23 protein-coding genes are annotated in these 22,619 nt (G+C 56.9%); 15 read left to right on the forward strand and 8 right to left on the reverse strand.

What is annotated here, in order from left to right; translation table 11 throughout:
- Window positions 1-104: 104 nt before the first annotated feature.
- A complete protein-coding gene (locus KEHDKFFH_RS12460; protein ID WP_104322220.1) occupies window positions 105-1,592 on the forward strand; it encodes a SulP family inorganic anion transporter in 1,488 nt (495 codons plus the stop codon).
- 1 nt (window position 1,593) lies between these two features.
- A complete protein-coding gene (locus tag KEHDKFFH_RS12465; RefSeq protein ID WP_104322221.1) occupies window positions 1,594-2,520 on the forward strand; it encodes a universal stress protein in 927 nt (308 codons plus the stop codon).
- Here the strand turns inward: KEHDKFFH_RS12465 and KEHDKFFH_RS12470 are convergent.
- Both KEHDKFFH_RS12470 and KEHDKFFH_RS12480 read right to left on the reverse strand, forming a co-directional pair.
- Entirely contained in the window at window positions 2,517-3,386 is an 870-nt protein-coding gene (locus tag KEHDKFFH_RS12470; protein ID WP_104322222.1) for a patatin-like phospholipase family protein, read from the reverse strand. The two genes, KEHDKFFH_RS12465 and KEHDKFFH_RS12470, sit on opposite strands and share 4 nt — an antisense overlap.
- A 942-nt stretch (window positions 3,387-4,328) precedes the next feature.
- Window positions 4,329-4,934, reverse strand: a complete 606-nt coding sequence (locus tag KEHDKFFH_RS12480; protein ID WP_104322223.1) for a TetR/AcrR family transcriptional regulator — start codon at window positions 4,932-4,934, stop codon at window positions 4,329-4,331.
- A 116-nt stretch (window positions 4,935-5,050) separates the two neighbouring features.
- Between KEHDKFFH_RS12480 and KEHDKFFH_RS12485 the strand changes: the two genes are divergently transcribed.
- Both KEHDKFFH_RS12485 and KEHDKFFH_RS12495 read left to right on the forward strand, forming a co-directional pair.
- Window positions 5,051-5,605, forward strand: coding sequence for a carboxymuconolactone decarboxylase family protein (locus tag KEHDKFFH_RS12485; protein WP_104322224.1), 555 nt, complete (start codon window positions 5,051-5,053; stop codon window positions 5,603-5,605).
- A gap of 700 nt (window positions 5,606-6,305) precedes the next feature.
- Window positions 6,306-7,163, forward strand: a complete 858-nt coding sequence (locus KEHDKFFH_RS12495) for a DUF547 domain-containing protein (protein WP_104322225.1) — start codon at window positions 6,306-6,308, stop codon at window positions 7,161-7,163.
- A 56-nt stretch (window positions 7,164-7,219) separates the two neighbouring features.
- Here the strand turns inward: KEHDKFFH_RS12495 and KEHDKFFH_RS20130 are convergent, their stop codons facing one another.
- Complete coding sequence (locus KEHDKFFH_RS20130) at window positions 7,220-7,378, reverse strand: hypothetical protein (RefSeq protein WP_158253197.1); 159 nt, start codon at window positions 7,376-7,378, stop codon at window positions 7,220-7,222.
- A 232-nt stretch (window positions 7,379-7,610) separates the two neighbouring features.
- Between KEHDKFFH_RS20130 and KEHDKFFH_RS12505 the strand changes: the two genes are divergently transcribed.
- From KEHDKFFH_RS12505 to KEHDKFFH_RS12520, 4 genes are all read left to right on the forward strand, one after another.
- The gene (locus KEHDKFFH_RS12505; RefSeq protein WP_104322227.1) at window positions 7,611-8,567 is read left to right on the forward strand and encodes a sulfurtransferase; all 957 of its coding nucleotides are present in this window, start codon (window positions 7,611-7,613) and stop codon (window positions 8,565-8,567) included.
- Between the two features lie 19 nt (window positions 8,568-8,586).
- Window positions 8,587-9,801, forward strand: coding sequence for a YeeE/YedE family protein (locus KEHDKFFH_RS12510; protein ID WP_104322228.1), 1,215 nt, complete (start codon window positions 8,587-8,589; stop codon window positions 9,799-9,801).
- 16 nt (window positions 9,802-9,817) lie between these two features.
- Window positions 9,818-10,012 carry a hypothetical protein gene (locus KEHDKFFH_RS12515; RefSeq protein ID WP_104322229.1) on the forward strand — a complete coding sequence of 65 codons (195 nt, stop codon included), beginning with the start codon at window positions 9,818-9,820 and terminating at the stop codon, window positions 10,010-10,012.
- 95 nt (window positions 10,013-10,107) lie between these two features.
- Window positions 10,108-10,572 (forward strand): MarR family winged helix-turn-helix transcriptional regulator, encoded by a 465-nt coding sequence (locus tag KEHDKFFH_RS12520; protein WP_146084207.1) that lies wholly within the window; start codon window positions 10,108-10,110, stop codon window positions 10,570-10,572.
- Window positions 10,573-10,590: 18 nt separating this feature from the next.
- Here the strand turns inward: KEHDKFFH_RS12520 and KEHDKFFH_RS12525 are convergent, their stop codons facing one another.
- Genes KEHDKFFH_RS12525 through KEHDKFFH_RS12535 form a run of 3 tightly spaced genes read right to left on the reverse strand, consistent with a single transcriptional unit; the run spans window position 10,591 to window position 12,319 of the window.
- Window positions 10,591-10,977 (reverse strand): hypothetical protein, encoded by a 387-nt coding sequence (locus tag KEHDKFFH_RS12525; RefSeq protein ID WP_104322230.1) that lies wholly within the window; start codon window positions 10,975-10,977, stop codon window positions 10,591-10,593.
- 21 nt (window positions 10,978-10,998) lie between these two features.
- Entirely contained in the window at window positions 10,999-11,397 is a 399-nt protein-coding gene (locus tag KEHDKFFH_RS12530; RefSeq protein ID WP_104322231.1) for a PaaI family thioesterase, read from the reverse strand.
- Window positions 11,398-11,428: 31 nt separating this feature from the next.
- On the reverse strand, window positions 11,429-12,319 hold the full coding sequence (locus KEHDKFFH_RS12535) for an SRPBCC family protein (RefSeq protein WP_104322232.1): 891 nt from the start codon (window positions 12,317-12,319) through the stop codon (window positions 11,429-11,431).
- Window positions 12,320-12,527: 208 nt separating this feature from the next.
- Between KEHDKFFH_RS12535 and KEHDKFFH_RS12540 the strand changes: the two genes are divergently transcribed.
- The gene (locus KEHDKFFH_RS12540) at window positions 12,528-13,226 is read left to right on the forward strand and encodes an SDR family NAD(P)-dependent oxidoreductase (RefSeq protein WP_104322233.1); all 699 of its coding nucleotides are present in this window, start codon (window positions 12,528-12,530) and stop codon (window positions 13,224-13,226) included.
- 125 nt (window positions 13,227-13,351) lie between these two features.
- Here KEHDKFFH_RS12540 and KEHDKFFH_RS12545 read toward each other — a convergent pair whose 3' ends face one another.
- Both KEHDKFFH_RS12545 and KEHDKFFH_RS12550 read right to left on the reverse strand, forming a co-directional pair.
- Complete coding sequence (locus KEHDKFFH_RS12545) at window positions 13,352-13,639, reverse strand: TVP38/TMEM64 family protein (protein WP_241956491.1); 288 nt, start codon at window positions 13,637-13,639, stop codon at window positions 13,352-13,354.
- Between the two features lie 13 nt (window positions 13,640-13,652).
- Window positions 13,653-15,239 carry an FMN-binding glutamate synthase family protein gene (locus KEHDKFFH_RS12550; RefSeq protein WP_104322234.1) on the reverse strand — a complete coding sequence of 529 codons (1,587 nt, stop codon included), beginning with the start codon at window positions 15,237-15,239 and terminating at the stop codon, window positions 13,653-13,655.
- A 241-nt stretch (window positions 15,240-15,480) separates the two neighbouring features.
- Between KEHDKFFH_RS12550 and KEHDKFFH_RS12555 the strand changes: the two genes are divergently transcribed.
- From KEHDKFFH_RS12555 to KEHDKFFH_RS12580, 6 genes are all read left to right on the forward strand, one after another.
- Window positions 15,481-17,856, forward strand: coding sequence for a PqqD family peptide modification chaperone (locus tag KEHDKFFH_RS12555; protein WP_104322235.1), 2,376 nt, complete (start codon window positions 15,481-15,483; stop codon window positions 17,854-17,856).
- 81 nt (window positions 17,857-17,937) lie between these two features.
- Window positions 17,938-18,207 carry a hypothetical protein gene (locus KEHDKFFH_RS12560; RefSeq protein ID WP_104322236.1) on the forward strand — a complete coding sequence of 90 codons (270 nt, stop codon included), beginning with the start codon at window positions 17,938-17,940 and terminating at the stop codon, window positions 18,205-18,207.
- Between the two features lie 108 nt (window positions 18,208-18,315).
- On the forward strand, window positions 18,316-18,879 hold the full coding sequence (locus KEHDKFFH_RS12565) for a DinB family protein (RefSeq protein ID WP_104322237.1): 564 nt from the start codon (window positions 18,316-18,318) through the stop codon (window positions 18,877-18,879).
- A 4-nt stretch (window positions 18,880-18,883) separates the two neighbouring features.
- Window positions 18,884-19,618, forward strand: a complete 735-nt coding sequence (locus KEHDKFFH_RS12570) for an NRDE family protein (RefSeq protein WP_241956492.1) — start codon at window positions 18,884-18,886, stop codon at window positions 19,616-19,618.
- A gap of 47 nt (window positions 19,619-19,665) precedes the next feature.
- Window positions 19,666-20,343: a cytochrome c peroxidase gene (locus KEHDKFFH_RS12575; RefSeq protein ID WP_104322238.1), complete on the forward strand. Its 678-nt coding sequence runs from the start codon at window positions 19,666-19,668 to the stop codon at window positions 20,341-20,343.
- Window positions 20,344-20,464: 121 nt separating this feature from the next.
- Window positions 20,465-22,612, forward strand: a complete 2,148-nt coding sequence (locus tag KEHDKFFH_RS12580; protein ID WP_241956493.1) for a putative bifunctional diguanylate cyclase/phosphodiesterase — start codon at window positions 20,465-20,467, stop codon at window positions 22,610-22,612.
- The last annotated feature ends 7 nt before the right edge of the window (window positions 22,613-22,619 follow it).

Consider the following 22,619-nt stretch of genomic DNA (forward strand, 5'->3'; position numbering starts at 1 on the left):
TCGTTAGACGTCTAGGAACTTACCACTAGCGAGGTTACTTTCCTGTAAGGGGGTTGATAAGCTTCGCGACCTTTGAATTCGTAGCAAGCTGGAACCCCGAAATCATGGTGAATTCCTTAAAAGCCAACTGGCTTTCGAACATTCGTGGCGATGTGCTCGCCGGTATCGTCGTGGCGCTGGCGCTGATCCCGGAGGCCATCGCCTTCTCGATCATTGCCGGTGTCGATCCCAAAGTGGGTCTTTACGCCTCTTTCTGTATTGCGGTGATCATTGCCTTCGTAGGCGGCCGTCCCGGTATGATTTCGGCAGCAACTGGCGCCATGGCCCTGTTGATGGTGACGCTGGTTAAAGAGCATGGTCTCGAGTACCTCCTGGCTGCGACGCTGCTGACTGGTGTTATTCAGATTGCCGCAGGCTATCTCAAGCTCGGCGGCCTGATGCGGTTTGTCTCGCGCTCGGTGGTAACCGGTTTTGTAAACGCCCTGGCCATCCTGATATTTATGGCGCAACTGCCCGAACTGACCAACGTAACCTGGCATGTCTACGCCATGACCGCAGCCGGTCTGGGAATCATCTACCTTTTCCCGCTGCTGCCCCGTATCGGCAAGATCTTGCCTTCACCCCTCGTGTGCATTGTGGTTCTGACCGGCGTTGCCATGTACCTGAATCTCGACATCCGCACGGTCGGTGATATGGGCGAATTGCCCGATACGCTGCCGATCTTCCTTTGGCCGGATGTGCCCCTGAACCTGGAAACCCTGATGATCATTCTGCCGTACTCCGTGGGGCTGGCTGTTGTGGGGTTGCTGGAATCGATGATGACCGCAACCATCGTCGATGACCTGACCGACACCACCAGTGACCGCAACCGTGAGTGCAAGGGTCAGGGCATTGCCAACATCGGCTCCGGCCTCCTCGGCGGAATGGCGGGGTGCGCGATGATTGGTCAGTCCATTATCAACATCAAATCCGGCGGCCGTACCCGGCTGTCGACACTGACTGCCGGTGTGTTCCTGCTGATTATGGTGTTGGTGCTGGACAAGTGGCTTGTCCAGATCCCCATGGCGGCCCTCGTTGCTGTCATGATCATGGTGTCGATTGGTACCTTCAGTTGGGGATCGATCAAGAACCTGCGGGAACACCCGCTTTCAACCAACATCGTGATGGTTGTTACGGTTATTGTCGTGGTTGCCACCCATAACCTGGCCTTTGGCGTGCTGGCCGGCGTTCTGCTGGCGGCTTTGTTCTTTGCCAACAAAGTGGGCCACTACATGCTGGTGACCTCCGAGCTGGATGAAACCACCGATACCCGCACTTACCGGGTTGTGGGCCAGGTGTTCTTCAGCTCCTCGGAAAAATTCATGGAATCCTTTGATTTCAAGGAAGCAGTCGATAATGTGGTGATCGACCTGAGTCGCGCGCATTTCTGGGATATCACCGCAGTGGGTGCCCTGGACAAGGCGGTGATCAAGTTCCGCCGGGAAGGCTCGGAAGTTGAGGTTATCGGGCTGAATGAAGCCAGTGCCACGATTGTTGACCGCTTTGGCGTACACGACAAGCCGGGCGCCGTTGACCAGCTGATGGGGCACTGACATGACACAGACCAGGGAATCCAACAGCGATCGCAGTCAGAATAACAATCACAAGGATCATGAAGGCGAGGTTGAGATGTTACGAGTAGTTGCCTGTATTGATGGCTCCCAGGCGGCGCCGGCGGTCTGCGATTATGCCGCCTGGGCCAGCAAGCACATGGAAACGCCCACGATGCTGCTGCACGTGCTGGACGAGGAACGTTACCCGGCGGAGCCGGATCTGGCTGGCAACATTGGTCTGGGCAGCCGTGAACAACTGCTCGAAGACCTGGCAGAGCTGGACCGCAAGCGCGCCAAACTGGCCCTCGAACACGGGCATCACATGCTGGATGAGGCACAGAAGCGGGTCAGCGAGGCCGGTATCACAGACGTGGTTCAGCGTCAGCGCCACGGTGACCTGACCGAGTCCCTGATGGCACTGGAGAACCAGACCCGCCTGCTGGTCATGGGTCTGCATGGCGAGAGCAGTTCCGGGCGTGACACCCACATCGGCAGTCAGTTGGAGACGGTAATTCGCAGCATGCACCGCCCGATCCTCCTGGTGCCGGACGAGTACACCCAGCCCCGCAGTGCCATGCTAGCGTTCGACGGCAGCGCCACGGCGTTCAAGGGCGTGGAGTTGCTGGCTGGCAGCCCTGTCCTGAAAGGCATGCCGTTGCATCTGGTGATGGTCGGACCGGACACCAACGACCGCTGGGAGCAGCTCAGGAAAGCCGAGAAAATTCTGGCAGGCCTGGAATCCGAGATCACTCTGGCAATCCGGGCCGGCGATGTGGAGCCTGCGTTACACGCATACCAGGAAGAACACGACATCGACATCCTGGTGATGGGCGCCTATGGGCACTCCCGCATCCGTCAGTTTCTGGTGGGCAGTACCACCACCACGATGCTTAAAACCGCCAAAAAGCCCCTGGTGGTGCTTCGCTAGGCTACTTCCTGGGCCAATTTGGCCAGATAGGCCATCGCCGCGCGGTGGCCTTGCTGATACCCCAGATCCAGCTTGTTCAGATCCGTGGTCAACCGGCTTACCGGAAAATCCTCAGGTGGTGCGATAATCCGGAGCCGGCAGTCCTCCGGCGGATTCCGAATGAATTCCAGCGTCTCGTTGTATCTTTCGCCCCGCTTTATCAAGGCCTCGGCGAGCCCCGGTTGTTCCCGGAACATCCGTTTGGTAAGCGCCGGAAACGCCAATGGCTTCTTCTCATAGCCCAGCGGTCGGGAGAGCACCACCGTGATATCCCGGGCTCCCCGGCGATAGGCCTCCGCAACCGGAATGGAGTCGGCAATTCCGCCGTCGCTCATGGGCTCGTCCTCCACTTTCGGGTAATCACGGTAGGCCAGGGGAATGGAGCAGGAGGCGGTAAGCACGTCGTGGATGTTCTGATCGTCGACCGGAAAATACCGGGCCTCACCGGTCACCACCGACGTGGTTGCCACCCAGAGTCTGGTGGTGCCAGACAGGTAGCGTTCCAGATCGAGCGGTACCTCCTGGTAGGACTGATGCCAGAGCCAGTGAACATCGCACAAATGCCCGCCCTGGAAGAAACGGCCCCAGTTAATGAATTCCGGCCGACAGGCGTGGTCGGTGATCACCCGATGGTTTCGGCCGTGATGGCCGCAGAGGTAGCCGATGAGATTGGTTGAGCCTGCGGAGACGCCCCAGGCTTCCGTGAAAGGCTGATACCGCTTTTCGAGAAAGGCATCGAGTACACCGGCGGCGAAGATGCCGCGCATGGCGCCACCTTCGACAACGAGGGCATTGCTGGTTGCGGTGTCACTTTGGGTCTGGAGCATCCGTTCCCCCTATCTGTCGTGTTCTCCGGTTGTGCTCGTATATCGCGAAAGGTTACCAGTTCTTTGGCCGGGTATGGCATAGGGGGGGGGATCCCTCAGGCGCCGTTCCCCGCCTCCCAGGGTAACCTCTGCGGTTTTCCGAACATATCCCAGAGACTTGTCAAAGAATGTTTTTTTCTTAGGGTAGTTTGTCCGGCTTTTGATACCGAAATTTTCCGCTCCAAATCCATGAATCGCAGTGGCAGCCCGACACCGGGAGCGAGGGGCAATGGAGTGGACTCGGGAGAAGCGGGGGCGGTTTGCTAACGATCCGGTGAGCCTGTTGCCAGTTGAGGCCTTAATAGGAGTAAGGGGGCGTGCATTTGCAAATGAACCCAATCCTGCATTGAGTCCGACTTCGATCAAATGGTCGCTTTAACTTATGCGCACTGTTCACGTTCATGGAGCAGGGTAGAGTCAAAAAAAACTGTGAAGTATGAGCTTAGCGAACAGCTGGTTTGAGTTAGTCCATCAAATGCCTGAAAAAGGCCGGTTTTCAGCATTCTCGTGAACTCATCGTATTTTTCGGGACTCTAGCGAGTGCGTTCTTAAACAAAAGCGAACATTCGCACAGGATCCAATTCGTGCCCATTTTCCCTCCCCAGATGAGAGAAATTGTTTTCCTCTGAGAGTTTTGAAATGCGTTTCGAATCCGGATATCTAAAGTGAAACTGGTCGTAAGAATCCTTGTTCGATTAGTAGGCATATAATTGCAAATGCGCTAATACAGCATGATTTGTGCGTTTTATTTTGCACAGCAGCGCCGCACACTTTTCACAGAGCATCATCTGTGGTGGTCAACTAATTCTGTTCAGTATTGGATGCCAGTGTTAACGGATAGGGCTGTGGGCACAATTTTACAAGTGCTTCTACCTTCAGCCCAGGCGCCCGGGAGGGGGTGAGTCAGTGCTGGGTGCGGTATCCATCCAAAATAGCGGCCATGTCATCACCCAGGTCGCGCATGATTTGCGGGTCCAGTTTGCGTTCACCCATGGATCTCAGGCCCATGATCTGCGCCTGGAGAAGCCGGGCCAGTCGCTGGCTGTCTGTGGACTGCACCAGCTCTCCATTCACCCGTGCCTGCTCAACAAGGCCTGCAATGGATTGCTCAATGGCAGAGAGAATACTGTTGGCCTGGTCAGCCAGCGCAGGGTGGGTGTTGCTGGATTCCAGTAGCGTTTTCACGATCATACAGGCCCGGGAGGGCGCTGCGCCTTTGTCGCCGCAAGTGCAGGCGATGCCGCGCAGATAGTCCTGGAGACCTTCAACAATAGAGTCAAAACCCTTGAGGTGTACGGCCAGCTCCCGGCCTCCCTGCTCAGCGTAGGCGGCCAGTGCTTCTGAAAACAGACCGTCCTTGCTGCCAAACGTGGCGTAGATGCTGCCCGGCCGCATGTCCAGGGCCTGCTCGATCTGTTTCATGGAGCTGCCGTGATAGCCCTTCGCCCAGAACAGACCTACGGCCTTTTCCAGAGCGGTTTTGCGGTCATAGCGTGCGTGTCTGGCCATAACAACAATTCACCATTGTCGTGAGTTGAGTGGCTGCTCAATTATAACTTGAATGACCACTCAATAACAGTTAGCCTGAAGTTGGAATTGAGCAATCGTTCAAAAAGGAGATCGTGATGACTGACTTTCCAATGCATGATGTCGAATCCGCCCCGGAAAAATCCAAGCCGCTTCTTGAGAATTCCCTCAAAGGTTTTGGCATGATTCCCGGCCTTCACGCCGTGATGGCCGAGGCGCCGGGAGCGCTTGAGGCGTATCAGAATCTGCACCAGCTGGTGTTGGACAGCAGCTTTGATAATGACGAAAAAACCGTAGTCTGGCAGACGATCAACGTGGAAAACGCCTGCCACTACTGTGTTCCGGCACACACAGGCATTGCCAAGATGATGGAAGTCTCTGATGAAATCATCGATGCGTTGCGGGACGAAGCGCCATTGCCGAACGACAAGCTGGAGGCACTACGGACCTTCACTCTTGCCGTGATGCGCAAAGATGGCAACGTCAGCAAAGAGGACCTGGACGCCTTCTACAAGGCAGGGTACAACCACCGCCAGGTACTGGAAGTGATTCTGGTGCTGTCCCAGAAAACCCTGAGCAACTACATCAACCATATTGCCGAGACGCCGGTTGATGAGCCGTTCAAGAAGTTCGAGTGGCAGAAAAAGCAGTAATCTCAGATCCTGCTGGCAACGGATGCGGCTCTGCCCGCATTCGTTGCCAGTATGTTTGCCTGCCTTGACCGTTTTGTCCTTGAGCCGTTTTCCCACGCACCGGGTCTTTGGGGTGTAAAGCCTGGAAGTGTTGTTTGCTTCTGCTTCATAAAGCCGACGAAAATAGGGGCCTCCAACATCCGGTGCGCGGGGGGAGCTCAGCACCCGCGCGCACTCATCCACGAAGTTCTTCTGGGTCTGTGCAGGACTCGTCCGGCCGGTTTTGTGGAGCAGGTCAACCGGTTAGCCAGTTGACCCTGTGTTGCCGTCATCCAGACTGTGGACGCAGGTTGGATTGTTTCCACATTCGATGTCTTCGGCGCTTACGCCCTCGGCGTGCGCGGTTGCACCCATTGAGAAAGCAAACAGTACGCCTAATATGGCTAGAATTTTCATGGTTGTATCCTCCGTTTTTCTGATGTCCATCCAGTGACCTCGCCGCTGTGGCGGATATCAGTGAATGGTGCTCGCAACATAGACACCGGGTACCTGGAAGCGTTACAGACGTGCTGATCGAAATTCTCCGGCGTGGAGTTTTCCTGCCGGCGCCACTCCGTCCTCGTGTTTTTGAATTCATCTCTCTGTGTAACAGAACCGCTCCGAGTTGGTCTGAAGCACCGATCACCAACCCTTTATCAAATCCACCGACTGGAGAGGAATGATGCGTGGTTATCCACTTTTGTCTTTCATTGTTTTGCTGGCCCTGCTCCCGGGCAGAGCCATGTCTGATGCCAATCGCGACAGTTTCCAGAACTATCAGAAGCTGCTTGATCGGCACCTGATTGAACACACACTGCCGGGAAACGGACTGGTTTCCGCCTTTGATTATCGTTCTGCCCTGGCCAGCGACAGCCTGAAAAAGACACTGACCGAGCAGCGCGAAACCCTGAAGGCGTTTAACCCCGGTGCCCTTGAAGGGAAAGCGGAATCTGTTGCCTTCTGGATTAACGCCTATAACTTTTTCATGCTTGATCAGATTCTTACCGAACGGCCAGACGGCGAGCTTGTATCTTCCATATGGGACTATGGTGGCCGGGTTAACCCGTTTGTCGATAGCGTATTTGAGCGCAAGAACTTCGTTATTGGCGGGCGTAATTACAGCCTCAACGATATGGAGAAGGAAGTTCTGCTGGGCGAGGAATACGCCAGCAAGGGTTGGAAAGATGCCCGGGTTCATTTTGCCGTGAACTGTGCCTCGGTCGGATGCCCGCCGCTGCGGGACACCATTTACACCGCCGATAATCTGGAGCGTCTGCTAGCGGAGAATACCCGGCGGGCATTCAATACGGCGCGTCATCTGCGGGTAAAAGGCGATACCTTGTATGTGACCGAGCTGTTCAAATGGTATGAAGAGGATTTCGCAGAAGCGTCGGGTTCTTCGAAGGCATTTATAGAAGCGTGGGCTGCTCCCGAGGTAGCTAATCAGGTGGCTCGCACATCGTCCCTGGAGTTTATCGATTACGACTGGGCGCTTAACACGCCGGATAACTTTCCGACCCTGGATCAGCCAGTTGACTGAAAATAGCCACAAAAAAGACCGCTATTCCGAAGAGTAGCGGCCTTTCTCGTCGCGGGTTATCTCGCGGATACTTTCACGTCAGCAACCTGATCGACGGTCTTGGTCGGGTAGCTCTGCGCCTCATGGTACCTGTCGGCCTGACCGTTCATGGCCAAGACAGTAGTCGCAGAGAAGGACAGTGCGATAGCGGCGAAAATCAGTGTCAGTTTCTTCATGGTCTGTACCTCGTTCGGTTCGATGACACGCGGGGTCTGCATCGTATGGGAACAGGCCTCGCTTACGGGGTATAGACACCGCAGTATTGAGTTGCGTTACAGATGAGTTATGGGATTCGGCATAAAAATCCGGGATTTCGATATAACAAAATACGATCAGGGCGGGCCTATGCATTCCTCTCCCTGCGATTCATAATGATCGTTCAAGAATTCGCAACGAAGGAGAAGTATCATGAGTCGTCTTCTGGCCCTTGTATTGATCGTTGCAAGCTCTCTGGCAATGGCGGATGGGGATAAAACGCCTCCGCTTGTGGATGCCGACTGGCTTGATGCAAACCTGAATCGTAGCGACCTCGTGGTACTGGATGTTCGCTCCGGTATTGATAACGGAGGGGATCGCAGTAGCTTTCAGAAAGCACACATCCCCGGGGCCGTCTACAGCAGTTACACGGGCGACAGCTGGCGGGAAAGTCGTGACGGTGTTGCCGGCCTTTTGCCACCGGTGGCCAGCCTGGAGCGTCTGATAGGGGGCCTGGGTATCGGTAACGACGTTACGGTTGTCATTGTGCCCGCTGGGACCGGCGTTACGGATTTCGGCAGCGCAGCCAGGGTCTACTGGACCTTCCGTGTGTTGGGTCACGATGATGTCACCATTTTGAACGGCGGTTTTGCCGGTTGGCAGGCAGCCGGGATGAACGTCGCCAGCGGGCAGAGTGAGCAGCGAGACGTGGTGAACTTTGAGGGTACCCTGCAGCAAGATCTGATCGCTTCGCTGGGCGAAGTAAAGGAGGCCCGCGACAGCCAGGCTCAACTGGTCGATGCCCGGCCGAGTGACTACTTTACCGGAGAAACCCAGTCACCAGCAGCCAAGGCTCCAGGCACGATTCCCGGTTCCCGGAGTCTTCCCCACTCTGACTTTCTGGGCCAGCGAAACCAGGCCTGGTATCTCAATGAAGGTGAGATCACGGCGAGAGTGAACCAGGCAGAGCTTGACCCGGGCGCTCGTACTATCGCCTTCTGCAACACCGGCCATTGGGCCGCCACAGACTGGTTTGTGCTCAGCGAGCTGGCCGGATTTGAGGAAGTTGCCCTGTATGACGGTTCCATGGCCGAGTGGTCCCAAGACAGCGATCGGCCACTGCAGGTCGCGAAGAAAGGTCTTGGCAAGATCCTGGATTTTTTCAACTGATCTGAAAAAGTGATTATTCATGTCTGATTCCGCAGTCCTCCAGCCCGGGTTGCAACAGCCCGGCTGGCAGGTGGACCGATTCATCGTATCGACGGCCGTGGTTGGCCTTGCCCTGCTGGGCGGGCTGATCTGGCTGGAAACCGCCCCGTTCATGGTGGCGTTGTTTGTGGTTGGGACCGTGCTGGGCATGGCGCTATATCACGGAGCCTTCGGCTTTACCGCTGGCTGGCGCAACCTGGTGGTGAAAAAACGCGGCGCTGGCATGCGCGCTCAACTGCTGCTGTTCGGGCTCAGTTCCCTGATCATGGTCCCCATGCTCCACAGCGGCCAGGCCGGGCTGGTTGGTGCCGTGGCGCCGGTGGGGACGTCCCTCGTCGTTGGCTCCTTCATTTTCGGCCTGGGTATGCAACTGGGCGGTGGCTGCGGCTCCGGTACCCTGTTTACCGTGGGCGCTGGCAACATTCGCATGGTGGTGACACTGGTGTTCTTTATCGCCGGTGCTGTGCTTGGATCCATCCACCTGCCCTGGTGGCTGGACCAACCGGGTTTTGATCCGGTGCCACTGGTCAACAGCTTTGGCGTGAGCGGTGCCATTCTGGTGCAGTTCGTGGGTCTCGGTTTGATCGCCTGGTGGGTCAATCGAATTGAGCGCAAGGCCCATGGAACCCTCGAGCGCGATGAACTTCTGTGGAAAGGCCAGAGCCACGGTGTACTCAGAACATTGCTCAGTGGTCGCTGGCCGTTCACCTGGGCCATCCTGATCCTCGCGGCTGGCAATGCTCTGACCCTGGCCATAGGCGGTGCTCCGTGGAGCATTACCTTTGCCTTTAACGTCTGGGGCGCCAAGGCGCTGGAAGTGGTGGGCGTTAACATGTCCCAGTTCGAGTTCTGGACCTGGGACTACCCCGCCATGGCCCTGAAGGATTCGGTGCTGACCAATATCCCCTCGGTGATGAATTTCGGTTTGTTGCTGGGCGCCATGCTGGCGGCGGGCCTGGCCAATCGGTTCAACGAAGCCAGCCGCAACCGCCCCGAAGGCCGCCAGTTCCTGGCCGCCGTGGTGGGTGGCTTGCTGCTTGGCTATGGCGCCCGTCTGGGATTTGGCTGCAACATCGGGGCGCTGTTTTCCGGCATTGCTTCCGCCAGCCTGCACGCCTGGGTCTGGTTTGCCTGTGCCTTCGCCGGTTCACTGATCGGAATCCGGCTTCGGCCCTGGTTCCGGCTGCCAAACTAAGGGGGAGGGCGACAGCATGGAAAGAGCCTACAGCCGAACCCGTATCCTGGTGGCGCTTGGGATCATTCTCGTATTGATTCTGGTGGACCATCTCAATAGCCCGACTTTTGCCTTCAATTCGGGCCAGGGCAATGTGCAAACCGCGCTTTCCCAGAGGGATGAAACCGCATGCGCGCCCTGCGGGGCGCCGTGTCCGTCGACCAGAAACTGACCTTATCCCGGCTACGGCCTACGAACAGGGGGAAGATGCAGTACACTATCGCCACGGCTTTCCACGATATTTAAATACAGCCATGGCACAGAATTATGACGGTTAGTTTTACTGAGCGGGGCACACCACTTACCGAAAGCGACACCCTCACCCTGGTGCAGACCGCGGGCAATGTGAAAGACAGGATCTCTGAAGTTGCAGCGGCCCGGCTTCGTGATCGAGGCTATGCGGATGTATCCGCTTCCTTGCTTGGGTTTCTGGGTGCCCTGGACTGCGGGGTGAACTTTGGTTCTGACATTGCCCGAAGGCTCAATATTTCACGTCAGATGGTGGCAAAAACCGTGAAGGAGTTGAGCGAAGCAGGTTATCTCGTCCAGGGAGCCGGACCGGGTAAACTCAAACCCATTGAGTTTACGCTGAAGGGCGAGAGGTTGATGTCCGAGGTTCGACAGATCCTCGCAGAGATGGATCGTGAGCTGAACAAGAGCGTCGGCAAGAAAAGCCTCAAGGATCTGGTACGAGAACTGGATGCGCTAGCCGGCAATCTTGGAACTCTCTGATCGCACGAAGGCTGGTTGTCAGTTCTCGCAGTCGGATCCAAGCCTGTCAATTTCTTCCCCGCTCATTTGAAACCGGAAGTGTCTGGGTGCGCCATCCGGTTTCATGTAGAGGAAAGTTAAAGTAGCTTTGTAGCTATCTTCCGGGATACTCCTGCGTGCCTCCCAGGCCCGGTTGACAAGGTTGGCAAGACGCTTCTCTGCCAAGTTACGGAATGATCCTGCCTGATCAATTTCTGCAGTTTCTTTGAGTGTGTGAAGGAAAGCTTGAAGGCATTCGGGCACTTCAGTCTCAGGCGGCCCTGAGAGCCATTCAGGCACGTCTTCGGCGACAACCAGGGTCGGTAATAGAAATCCTGTGACAAGTACAAATCCCGGCAGGGAGTGCGGTCGATAGCGATTCATCATGGCCCCTCCTAAACAATCGCTTCAGGCTTTAACAATGGTGCCCTGAGCGACCGCTACCAGTTTTTTTGCCTCTGCCTCGACTGCATAGATTTTGCAGTCACAGACTGCCTGACGCTTGCCGGCAGCAACGACCGAGGCCTCGGCGAGCAGTTTGTCTCCGATGGCGGGCCTTGTGTAATTGATCTTGAATTCCGAGGTGACAGAGTCACCAAGAATGGACCCACCTGCAAACGTCAGGGCGTTGTCAGCCAGGTAGCTCACTACGCCACCGTGAACAAAGGTGTGCTGCTGCCTGTGTTTATCCTCAATGATCAATTCGAGTTGTGCTTTGCCCGGCTCGAGTGAATGCAGCGTGCAGCCAAGCAGGCTACTGAATGGCTGAGACTCCAGAACACTCCTCCCGAATGCAAGTAGATCCATGTCGATACTCCAGTTGTTGCCCAAACGCTCTTCAAACCGTCGCCTGATCGGCAGAGTCTGCGAGTTCTGCAGAATCCCCTGAAAGCGCCCGCTTTTCCATGTTTGCGATCACACCAGTAAATGTTCTGTCGACGCCGAAGGCCAGCATTGCCATGATCACCGGCGCCAACCATGCGGGTTTTGGATGTAGCTTCCACCAGACGACCACTTCGGATCCTTCCGGGATCTGTTCAACCTGCCAGCCCCCAACCATCCAGGTCGCCGGGTAAGGAAAGCCTGCCTCTTCGGTCAGGAATTCAACCTCATAGCATCTGCGGTATTCGTCATACTCGGAACAGCGCTCCCGCCATTGGTTGCCTTGGGTATCTTCACAGGCCCGCAATGGGAGGTCGCCGTCGTGAATGTCTTCAATCCACGAGGAAGCCAGATTCGGAGCATACTGCGCGATCGCACCCAGATCTCTGACAATGTGCCAGAGACTGTCTGCATCCGAGACGGACTGGTACCGGAGTGAGTAGCCAAAACAACGGTCCTTTGGCAGGAAGTACATTTTTTTCAATCCAGCCATCTGGGTGAGTCCAAAGCAAAGCACAACTGCTGCAACGGCAAGTATCGTAAAGATTCCTTGAGGAGTGAGGTGTGAGCCCCAGAGGATCACGCCCAGGATGGAGCCTAGGACCCAGATGAAATCTCCGGCGCTGGCGTACAGCACCCGCCAACCGGCGATCTTGTCCCGAGTGGATTGATGCAATAGATCCGTAGAAAAAATCAGCAAGCCCAACCCCAATACTTGGAAGGCCATAGGCGCGGTGATGCCAATCAATTGGCCAGCGAGATCTGGCAGAAAAAGCAGAAAAAGTCCTGAAATACCCGAAAACGCCGCATTGAACTTTAGTGCTGTGCGAACGAGTGTCTGGTTCATGTTGATTCTCCCGGATTAATAGGTGTCAACCAGGTAGACAAAATAGAGTGGGGATTTGGTTGTTGTCAACCATATGGACATAAAATTTCGAACCCGTTTGTGCGGGAGAGGTTTTGAAGCGAATGAGGCGAGTGCTTCTCGTTATCTCTGATGCGTAGCAGTCTGCCCTACACTGAATAAAGATTTCCCACTGAAAAGGAGGTAAGCCATGAACAAAGTTTGCGCAGTGATGGGTGTCGGTCCGGGCAATGGTGAAGCCTTCGTGAGACGCTTCTGCAGCGAGGGTTATCAGGTGGCCATGCTGGCCCGTAGTGAGGACTATCTGAAACAGCTTGAGAGTGCGGTGGACGGCGCCCATGCCTTTACCTGCGACCTCATGGAACCCGCACAAATCAACTCAGTGCTGGCGCCTATTGAAAGCAAGCTGGGACCAGTGTCGGTACTGCTCTACAACGCCGGCGGCGGTACTTTCAAAAACGTCGAGGAGGCCAGCCTCGAAGACTTCGAGGCCAACTGGCGGATCAATGTGCAGGGCCTGGTTGCTGCCACTAAAGCCGCGTTGCCCCAGCTGCGCCAGCATGATATCGCCAGCATTGTGGTCACCAGCGCCTCAGCGGCAACCCGGGGCCGGGCGAATACCGCGCCCTTTGCCTCTGCGAAGGCGGCCCAGCGCAGCCTGGTCCAGTCACTGGCTCGACAGCTTGGGCCAGAGAGGATTCATGTGGCCAATGTGGTCATTGATGGTGTGGTAGATTTGCCCTGCACCCGCCAGATGCTGCCGGACAAACCGGATGAGTTTTTCGTGCAGCCCTGCGCGGTGGCGGATGCCGTGTGGAACCTTTGCCAGCAGGATGCGTCGGCCTGGACCCATGAGCTGGACATCCGGCCGTTCGGCGAGAACTGGTAGGCGCTCTCACTGCATCGGGCAAGTGGGCGCCTCGTTCCGTGGGCCCTTTTCTGGCCAGTTGCCGTTTACCAGCGACTCGAGTTTTCCAAGGATATCCGAGCCATTGGTCAGGCGCGTCAGCCAGCTCAGGGGGATACCCTTTTCGCTCCCGACACCATGAATGGCGGCCATTGCAGGACCGATGATCCATGCCCGGCCGCGGCGCTGACAGGGAGTGTGGGGATCGGGCCTACAACCACCGCGATCAACATCAGCAGCATTAACAACACCGGGCCGACAGCACCCTGGCTCTGCAGCCAGGTCGCGAGCACATCCGGCGACAGGTTTGGCGGCATTCCCAATATCTGCAGTAACCACCAGGCACCCGCAAGCGCCCCGATTACCACAAGAACAACCGCAATTTTTGATCTCATCAAACAGCCTTATCTATTGCCAGCGATCGGCCCTTGCCAGCCGCCAGTCTTCAGCCCAGTCCGCCGGCGCGCAGTCTTTGTGCAACAAACAACCGGGTTCGATACCGGGGTAGAGCTGTGCATAGTTCATCACCAGGCTTGGATTAACACGCCGGTTCAGGTGTCGTGGTTGCAGGTCTTCGAGGCGGTCAATGCCGAGAATGCCGAGCAGTTCTGCCAGCGCCTCGACTGAGGAGTGCTGGTAGTTTGCCACGCGAACGCCTTTGTCGGTTACATCCAGCTGTTTATAGCGTGCCGGATTGGTGGTGGCGACGCCGGTCAGGCATTTATCCGTGTTACAGCTGCGGGATTGTATGCATCCCAGAGCCATCATCATACCTCTTGCCGAATTGACGGTATCGGCACCCAGCACCATCAGGCGCAGCATATGGAATGCCGAAAAGGACTTGCCCGAGGCAATCAGGCGCACCTGATCACGAACACCAATGCCTTTGAGGGCATTATGCACAAACTGCAGCCCGTCCCTGAGCGGCATGCCAACCGAATTGGTCAGCTCCACCGGGGCCGCGCCGGTGCCTCCCTCGCCACCATCCACGGTTATGAAGTCTGGTAGCCGGCCGGTCTCCAGCATGGCCTTGCAGATGCCAAGGAATTCCTGTCGATTACCGGGGCAGAGTTTGAAGCCTACTGGTTTGCCGCCGGACAGCGCCCTCAGTTTGGCCACGAATGTCACCAGCTCGATGGGGCTTGAGAATGCCGAATGACCGGGCGGCGACAGTACATCCTGGCCCATGGGGACTTTCCGGATATCAGCGATTTCCCGGGTCAGTTTGGACGCAGGTAATACACCGCCATGCCCAGGCTTGGCGCCCTGGGAGAGCTTGATTTCAATCATTTTGACGGAATCCCGGGCTGCTTCCCTGGCAAATAATCTCGGATCGAAGTTGCCTTCGGAATCGCGGCATCCGAAATAGCCCGTGCCAATCTGCCATACCAGATCACCGCCGTATTTCAGGTGCCACTCACTGATGCCGCCCTCACCGGTGTTGTGGAAAAAGTTGCCGAGTCTGGCACCCCGGTTCAGGGCCATGATGGCATTGCGGCTGAGAGCGCCATAGCTCATGGCTGAAATATTCAACGGGGCTGCATCGTAGGGCTGGGCACACCGGCTGCCGCCGAAGCGGATCCGGAGGTTGGCAGGCAGGCAGTGTTTTGGTGCCACTGAATGATTGAGCCACTCGTAGCCATCCCGGTAGACATCAAAGATGGTGCCGAAGGCCCGGGTATCGTTGTCCTTTTTGGCTCGCTGATAGATCAGGCTGCGGAATTCCCGGTTCACGGGCGATCCATCCAGGTCGGATTCCACAAAGTACTGCTGCAGCTCCCGGCGAACAGATTCAAACAGGTATCGGAAGTGCCCGATCACCGGATAGATACGCAGAAGCGTGTGGCGGCTTTGCAGGAGGTCATAGGCGCCCAGTGCCAGCAGCGGTCCGGCAATTAGCCAGAGCCATTGAGTCGATGGCCACTGAGTGGTCGCCAGTGAAAGTGCAATAACGGTTAACAGGCCGGCAAAAATGAAGGCGTGTCGAAAAACCATGGTTGTGTTCCTGGCTTGTTGGGAGGTTGTTCGTTGTTTGGTCCGGTGAGCCAAGGACACCTTCGAGGCAGCGTTGTTACAGAAGCAACAATCCCCACTGCCCAAACGCAAAACAGACCGGTCGAAAAAGTTCGAGCCGTGTTGTAACAGTTGCAAATCTCATGTGTCGGAATCCGTGAAACGCGAGAAATCAGTGCCCCGACGACGGGCAACGGACAACCGAAACGGAGAGCGCGGCAAGATGACTCGGCATGATCGTCAGTACTGGATGGGTGGCAACAGGTCCTACGAGCAGGATCGCTTCTTCGAGGAGTCCCTCGATAAATCCCTGTGGCAAAAGGCTGAAGGCCCTGAAAACTGGGATGCCTGCTGGTACACCGGGATGCCGGACCCGGAATTCTTCAGCCAGGTGGGGCCGGAGCGGAAAATTAACCACATTCCCGGCAACAATGCCCTCACGGTGAAAAGCCGCCTTTACCGCAGCCTGATGGACTTGCGGGATCGCGTTGAGCGGCAGGAAAAGGGCGGCAAACATCTGACCGACCGCCTCGCTTTCGTGCCCAAGGTGTTCTCGATGCCTGAGGACTACCATGCGTTCCAGCAGGCAGCGCTGGATAATCCGGACAAGCGCTGGTTGCTCAAGCCGAAGAATGCAGCACGCGGCAAGGGGATTCAGCTGGTGGGTGATCCGGCCGACGTGCCGATGGAATCCTCCTGGATGGTTCAGGAGTATCTGGAAAATCCCCACACCATGCACGGCCGGAAATACGTTTTGCGGCTGTATGTGCTTGTCTCTTCCGTCTCGCCGTTTCGTGTTTACCTGTATCACCAGGGCTTCGCCAAGCTGGCCTCCATGCCTTATGACGAGGAAAACGCGAATAATCCCTACAGCTATCTCACCAACCCGGATGTGAATGCACTGAATCTGGATGCCGACGTGCCCGTGGAATTCGTGGATTTCGAACGTTACCGGGCCTGGCTCCGTGAACAGGGCCATGACGATGAAGCCTTGTTTGCCAAGATTGAGGACATGGTCGCCCTGACCTGCCTGGCGGCCCTGGAGCCCATGCGAGAACGTTCCCGGGTGATCGGCGCCGATACCCGTGGCTGTTATGAGCTGATGGGCATTGACTGTCTGATTGATGCGGACATCAAGCCCTGGATTCTCGAGTGCAACCTCAGTCCATCCCTCGAAGTCTGTGCCGGCCCGGAGAGTGGCGGTGACATCGAGGAACGCATCAAGGGCTCCATTGTGGCTGACATGGTTGAAATGCTCGGTCTGAATCGCCCTGCGCACAAGGAATCCAGCGGTTCGATGGTGGAGCAACTGGTCCGTGAAACTCAGGCCGAAATGGCCAGCAGCGGCGGTTTCAGGAACCTGATACCGGGGTCGGACCCTTCGGCGTACCTGCCTTTCATGACCTTGCCGAGGTTGTCCGATTGGGTGGTCGCCCAGGCCCTTTCTGACCGGCCCCTGAAGCCACCCCGCCTTGAACGCTGGGTGGCAGAGGAAACCTTCAGCGAAGACCAGGTTTACCTCTACGACACCCGCCTGGGCCACCTGAGCAGCCTGAACGAGACCGCGTCCCTGATCTGGTTGATGGCCACTGAGGGTGCCGGGCCCGATGACATTGCCTCGGCGCTGGTGGAATCCGCCCTGAAAAGCATGCCTACTGCCCCGGATGCCTGGGCAATAAGGAACGATGTCTGGAATACCCTGGCGGACTGGGTCAATAACCGTTTCCTGGTCCAGTCCGAGGGGCCGTCTGCCAATGGGGATGCTCTTGAGTCTGGCCAGCCTCCGTTCCCGGAAACCTCCACCATGATGTCGATGGCCCTGTCCTGCGGGCGTTTCCAGGCACGTTTCTTTACCGACAGCGCGCCGCTGGTCAACCGGATTGAAAGCCTGCTTGAGCCAATGGCGATTTCCGATGAGGCAGGTAAGGACTCATTGCCAAGACTTGAAATTGTTCGCGACACGCCGGGCTTTACCTTGATTCTGGACGGCCAGGTGATCCGTTCTCGCCTGTCTCTGGCGGCGGTCGTTCCGGCGCTTGCCAGCTGTCTGGCCACCCATTCAGCCAGACACGATGACATCGCCATAGACGCCGGTCTTGTTGCTGGCTCCGATGGTGAAATGTTCCTGGTCAGCCATTCTGAGCCGTCAATGCGCGACGCGCTGACGTTGGCACTGTCCACGCAATGGCGTATGGATTGTGGCCGCGGCGCATTGCTCAAAAGCACCGATGGCTCATGCGTTACGGGGCTGGGTCTGCCCCTGCACAACTCCGACGGTGATGATGTGTTCACGCCATCGAAAGCAGGCATTGCAGGCTTTGCCGGCCGCGTAAACGCCGTGCTCGTGCCGAGTGACGAGTCACTGGGAGATGGCGGTTTACAGCCCCTGCCCGTGAACGAAAGCCTCAGACATCTCATTTCCAGCTGCTGCGGTGAAGACGGGCGACCGCTGGACACCGATGGCTTCGCCAGGCTGGCGGATTGGCTGGAAGGTCGTGAGCGCTATCTGGTGGATATGAACAATCTGGAGGCCGCTGCGGCGGCACTGTCCGGGCGGTGTTTCGAGAAGGCACCGCAAAAGGCATCCGGGGGCCGTTGAGCGCAAAGCGCTTCGGCTCCGGGTATGGAGAGGCCGGGTGTAAGCCTGGCAGTTGTTACGTTAAATCAAGGGGGACACATCATGTCCAGAGAAACACAGAAACAGAGATTGCTAGGCAAGCTTGCCCGGGGCATGGCCTATACCGGCCCCGTGTTTGCGGTTGTTATGGGTGCCTCGGCGTTCAACGTATCGGCCGCTGATGCCACAGCAGAACCGAGCTACCTGATGCTGGCCACCGGAGAGGCGGAAGCCGAAGGCGAAGCGAAAGGCAAGGCTGAAGGTGAAGCCGAGGGAGAAGGCGAAGCAGAAGGTGAAGCCGAGGGAAAAGCCGAGGGAAAAGCCGAGGGCTAAGCCGTTGATCGGGTGGGCACGAGTAACCCTTGTGTCCACGCGGTTGCTTTCATTGCCTCAGTTTCAAAGGTAATAGAACCCGGGACCAACAAGAAGCGGACGAATACCATGACTCAATCAGGCTCTGAGCGAGACGAAACCGTTAATGACATTGTTGAAGAGAACGCCCACGCAATCGGGCAACTCATAGATCTGTTGGAAAACTTACCCGGCAATCTGTACCGGCAAAGTTTCGGCCAGCGCAAGCAGCATGTGATTGGCAAGCATGTTCGGCACATTATTGACCATTACAGTGCCCTGCTGTCGGCAACGGCATCACCCGGAGCACTGCTCGACTATGAAAACCGTGACCGTGAGCTGTCACTGGAAACCGATCGGCGGGCCGGGGCCAACCGATTGTCAGAGATTCTGCAGACGTTGCGCAGCCGATTCAGCGGGAATCACGCCAACGAACTTACCATGTTGCATACCAGCGACGAACAGGGGCAGGTAGTCACAACCAGCGTGGATCGCGAACTGGTTTTCCTGGCCAGCCATACCATCCATCACATGGCGATTATCGGCATGCTGGCCGAGCAGGCGGGCGTGGAAGTCGGCGCCGAGTTCGGGGTTCACCCCTCGACCTTGCGGTACCTGCAAAGGCAGGCCCAGGGTATGGCCGAAAGCGCCTGATCTTATGTGTACCCTGAGCTGGCAGTACTCACCGGCAGGGCTTGACCTGTTTTTTAACAGGGACGAGTCGCTGCAGCGTCCTGAAGCGGAGCCACCGGTTGTTGAGTTGCGCGATGGGGTCAGCACGGTGATGCCCAAAGATCCGTTGGGTGGTGGGACCTGGATTGCCGGTAACAGCCACGGCATTATTCTCGCCCTTTTGAATAACTATCGTTACCCATCACTTGTACCCGCTGGCCAGTCTACGAGTCGTGGGTTACTGGTCAGGCGCCTCAGCTCGGCGCGCACCGTTGCTGAAGTCCGGGCATTCCTGTGCGGCGAGACCCTTTCCCGGTATTCGCCGTTTATTCTGCTGGCATTCAACAGCCAGCCCTGTGGTCCATTCAAGTGGGAGTGGACCGGCGAGACTCTGAAAGAAACCCGTGATCTGGCGGAGATGACCATCAGTTCTTCGTCTCTCATGCCGCGTTTTGTTCCCGCTCTTCGCCGATATCTGGTTCGCCAGGCACTGAAGCGCTGTGAGCCAGGCCAGGCCGTTGGGCGTCTCCTGGACCTGCATCGGAACAAGCATGGCTGGCCTGAGAGCGTGGCCATAGCCATGAAGCGAAAAGGTCCCGCCACGGTAAGCATGAGTCATATCCGGGTAACAGAGACCGATGTCACTTTCAGATACTGGCCCGGTTTCCCGGGCAGTAACAATTGCGCGGCCGGGGTGTCCGTGCTTCAAGGGCCTGGATAAAAGGCCCGCACCCTGAACAAGGAAAAATACGACCGGAGGTTGCAGATATGTCCACAGACAAAAACCGAAAGGAACTACTAAAAAAACTGTCCCGAAATCTCATGGTATCGGTTCCCATGATGACCGTGGTAGCCGTCGCCGGCTTCAATGCGAGCAGCGGGCCCGGGCTTGGGTTGATCCCCTCGGCTGAAGCTGCCCAGGGGGAGGCTGAAGGGGAGGCCCGCGGCGAAGCAGAAGGCGAGGCCAGGGGCGAGGCGGAAGGTTCCGCCAAGGGTGAGGGTGAAGCAGAAGCCCGCGCCGAGGGTGAAGGCGAGGCTGAAGGGGAAGCAGAGGGTGAGGCGGAAGGCGAAGGCGAGTCTGCCAAGCTGAAAAAGGCGGTTCGTCGTCCGGAAGGCTATACGCCCTATCAGGGCAATGTCGCCGATCTTCGCGCCCAGGGCGAAAAGCTTTTCAATGACACCAGCCTTTCTTCCAACGGCCTTTCCTGCGCCACCTGTCATGCCAATGGCGCTGGCTACAACGCCTCATTCAAGAATGAATACCCCCATGTCGTGGCCATGGGGCAGCGTGACTTTGGCATGGATATGGTGCACCTGGATGAAATGGTTCAGATCTGCATGGTGGCACCGATGGCTGCAGAACCGCTTGAGTGGGGCTCCGAGGAACTGGCGGCACTGACCGAGTATTCCCGCGTGGAACAGAAAAAGTTTATCGACAAGCAATAGCATCGCTTTGCATCAATGAGTCTGCTGTCGGACTTGGGTGGGGGTAAAACCCCACCCTTTTTTGTAATTTACCTTTGCCTGGCGTGTCTCTCTATAAGGCTCATACAAAAGGCGAGGTAGTATGAAATCGGTGGCGGAACCAGAGTTGGAGATGGTCAATGGAGAGCTTGGCAGCGAGGAACAATCCCTTGCCAGGCGTTCTTTCAGGGAGTGGGCCAGACAACTCATGGATTGCCGGTTGTGCCGCAACCTCACCCTGGCGGCCTTTACTGCCATTCTTGCCATTGAGGTTGCCATCCTCATTCCGTCGTACCGCAATTATGAGGAAGACCTCCTGAACGACCGGGTTGATATAGCCAGCCAGGCGATCATCACTTTCATCAATCACTCCCGGGGACGGGATATAACCGGGGCTGCGCTGGAGGCGTTGATCACCAGCAGTCCGTTGGTTGGTGTCTCCCTGAGCAGAGCCGGAACCGAGTATCGGGCGGGTGAAACTATCACAACGCCACACCCCGCCAATGGCTTGCTTCGTTCCGCGCCCAGGACACCGCAGGAAATGATCGATCTCTCCTGGGCTGCTGAACCGGTTCTCTCGGATTACGAGGTCCTGGCCCGGGTGGATGTCAGTGACGTGCCATCGGAGCTGGTTGCCTTTGTGTTCCGGATACTGGGCCTGTCGCTGCTGATCGCCGTTTTTGTCACCGCCGTGACGATGTTCGTGGTAGACCGGATGATGCTGTCACCGTTGCTTAGACTGCGGGATCGCATTTCCCGCGCTGGTGAGGACGCGGAACATCCCCTGAAATACCTGACGCCCGCCGGCCGCTGCGATGAGTTCGGTGACGTGGAGGGGGTATTCAACAGCATGCTGAAACAGAATGCGGCTTACCTTTCACGCCTGAAACTGCTGAATCGGGAACTCGACCAATTGCTTGCGGAACGAACCCGCACCCTGCGCAGAACCGAGCAGGAACTGGAGATCCGCACCCTCTATGATCAACTTACCGGCCTTGCCAATCGGAGCCTGTTCGAAGAGCAGTTGGACCGCCATTTCAGCGATCCAGACCATGGCGGAGGGGAAGAGGCCGTTCTGGTTCTCGGTCTGAACGATTTCCAGGCGCTCAATGGCCTGGCAGGCCACGAGATTGGCGACAGGGTGTTGCAGGAAATTGCCCGTCGTATCGCCGGCTTCAGTGCCAATCATGGCCGGGTTGCCCGTCTTGGAGGCGACGTGTTCGGGCTGCTGGTTGGTGAGCGGGCACGGACATCGGTGGATATTGAAGTCCGGATTTCAGCGGTTATCGAAGCCTGTCAAAGGCCAGTCCAGGTTGACCGGAAAACCTTTGAGTGTGAAGTCAGTGCCGGCGTAGCAGTTTCTGGCCTGGACGGACAGGATGCCAGGACTCTGCTCAGTCATGCTGAAATTGCCATGCATCGGGCGAAGAAGTCCCCGAGCCAGAGGGTGCAGTTCTTTGCCTCGGAACTCGGGGATCAGGTCCTTCACAGGCAGGAATTGATCCACAGTCTCAAGGCGGCCATCGAGAACCGGCAGTTGCAGCTGTATTTCCAGCCGCAGTGTGATCGTCTCAGGCGGAACACCGGTTATGAAGCGCTTCTTCGCTGGCATCATCCCACCCTCGGCCCGGTTTCGCCTGCCGAGTTCATTCCGTTGGCGGAGGAAACAGGGTTGATCGTGAAAATCGGTGACTGGGTTCTGGAGCAGGCAGTTGCTACGTTAAAGGGATGGTCGGAAAAGGGGTTTACAGGACGCATGGCGGTGAATGTCTCTGCCCTGCAACTTCACGATCCGGGTTTTGCCGACCGCATTGCGGTTTCACTTCGGGATAAAGGCGTTTCGGCCCGTCAGTTGGAACTGGAAATTACCGAAACCGCCTTGATGCAGGACATCGAACTGGCAATGGCAACCCTCAATCGCTTTCGGGAACTGGACCTGACCCTTGCTGTGGACGATTTTGGGACTGGCTATTCGTCATTGGCGTATCTCAAGGCACTGCCGGTCTCCCGTATCAAGATTGACCGGACCTTCGTGACAGGGCTTCCCGATAACGAGCAGGACGAGGCCCTGTGCAGAACCATCATCAACATGGCCCACACCATGGGCTGCGAGGTTATTGCCGAAGGTGTTGAAACCGAAGCCCAGGCAAGTTGGCTGGCGTTGGCGGGTTGCGATGAGCTGCAGGGGTATCTGCTGGGTAAGCCCGGGCTGCAGGGATTCCAAGGCACGGCGGATGCGGATGATAGCTGAGCTGCCG

This window comes from Marinobacter maroccanus, assembly GCF_002933275.1.
In the GTDB taxonomy this organism is placed as follows: Bacteria; Pseudomonadota; Gammaproteobacteria; order Pseudomonadales; family Oleiphilaceae; genus Marinobacter; species Marinobacter maroccanus.

Excerpts from the sequence above, each read along its gene's own strand:
- KEHDKFFH_RS12465 (WP_104322221.1), top strand. The coding sequence starts at position 1,594 with ATGACACAGACCAGGGAATCCAACAGCGATCGCAGTCAGAATAACAAT.
- KEHDKFFH_RS12505 (WP_104322227.1), top strand. The coding sequence starts at position 7,611 with ATGAGTCGTCTTCTGGCCCTTGTATTGATCGTTGCAAGCTCTCTGGCA.
- KEHDKFFH_RS12485 (WP_104322224.1), top strand. The coding sequence starts at position 5,051 with ATGACTGACTTTCCAATGCATGATGTCGAATCCGCCCCGGAAAAATCC.
- KEHDKFFH_RS12525 (WP_104322230.1), bottom strand. The coding sequence starts at position 10,977 with ATGATGAATCGCTATCGACCGCACTCCCTGCCGGGATTTGTACTTGTC.
- KEHDKFFH_RS12460 (WP_104322220.1), top strand. The coding sequence starts at position 105 with ATGGTGAATTCCTTAAAAGCCAACTGGCTTTCGAACATTCGTGGCGAT.
- KEHDKFFH_RS12520 (WP_146084207.1), top strand. The coding sequence starts at position 10,108 with ATGACGGTTAGTTTTACTGAGCGGGGCACACCACTTACCGAAAGCGAC.
- KEHDKFFH_RS12560 (WP_104322236.1), top strand. The coding sequence starts at position 17,938 with ATGTCCAGAGAAACACAGAAACAGAGATTGCTAGGCAAGCTTGCCCGG.
- KEHDKFFH_RS12540 (WP_104322233.1), top strand. The coding sequence starts at position 12,528 with ATGAACAAAGTTTGCGCAGTGATGGGTGTCGGTCCGGGCAATGGTGAA.
- KEHDKFFH_RS12480 (WP_104322223.1), bottom strand. The coding sequence starts at position 4,934 with ATGGCCAGACACGCACGCTATGACCGCAAAACCGCTCTGGAAAAGGCC.
- KEHDKFFH_RS12470 (WP_104322222.1), bottom strand. The coding sequence starts at position 3,386 with ATGCTCCAGACCCAAAGTGACACCGCAACCAGCAATGCCCTCGTTGTC.
- KEHDKFFH_RS12515 (WP_104322229.1), top strand. The coding sequence starts at position 9,818 with ATGGAAAGAGCCTACAGCCGAACCCGTATCCTGGTGGCGCTTGGGATC.
- KEHDKFFH_RS12535 (WP_104322232.1), bottom strand. The coding sequence starts at position 12,319 with ATGAACCAGACACTCGTTCGCACAGCACTAAAGTTCAATGCGGCGTTT.
- KEHDKFFH_RS12510 (WP_104322228.1), top strand. The coding sequence starts at position 8,587 with ATGTCTGATTCCGCAGTCCTCCAGCCCGGGTTGCAACAGCCCGGCTGG.
- KEHDKFFH_RS12530 (WP_104322231.1), bottom strand. The coding sequence starts at position 11,397 with ATGGATCTACTTGCATTCGGGAGGAGTGTTCTGGAGTCTCAGCCATTC.
- KEHDKFFH_RS12550 (WP_104322234.1), bottom strand. The coding sequence starts at position 15,239 with ATGGTTTTTCGACACGCCTTCATTTTTGCCGGCCTGTTAACCGTTATT.
- KEHDKFFH_RS12570 (WP_241956492.1), top strand. The coding sequence starts at position 18,884 with ATGTGTACCCTGAGCTGGCAGTACTCACCGGCAGGGCTTGACCTGTTT.
- KEHDKFFH_RS12580 (WP_241956493.1), top strand. The coding sequence starts at position 20,465 with ATGAAATCGGTGGCGGAACCAGAGTTGGAGATGGTCAATGGAGAGCTT.
- KEHDKFFH_RS12575 (WP_104322238.1), top strand. The coding sequence starts at position 19,666 with ATGTCCACAGACAAAAACCGAAAGGAACTACTAAAAAAACTGTCCCGA.
- KEHDKFFH_RS12565 (WP_104322237.1), top strand. The coding sequence starts at position 18,316 with ATGACTCAATCAGGCTCTGAGCGAGACGAAACCGTTAATGACATTGTT.
- KEHDKFFH_RS12545 (WP_241956491.1), bottom strand. The coding sequence starts at position 13,639 with ATGAGATCAAAAATTGCGGTTGTTCTTGTGGTAATCGGGGCGCTTGCG.
- KEHDKFFH_RS12555 (WP_104322235.1), top strand. The coding sequence starts at position 15,481 with ATGACTCGGCATGATCGTCAGTACTGGATGGGTGGCAACAGGTCCTAC.
- KEHDKFFH_RS20130 (WP_158253197.1), bottom strand. The coding sequence starts at position 7,378 with ATGAAGAAACTGACACTGATTTTCGCCGCTATCGCACTGTCCTTCTCT.
- KEHDKFFH_RS12495 (WP_104322225.1), top strand. The coding sequence starts at position 6,306 with ATGCGTGGTTATCCACTTTTGTCTTTCATTGTTTTGCTGGCCCTGCTC.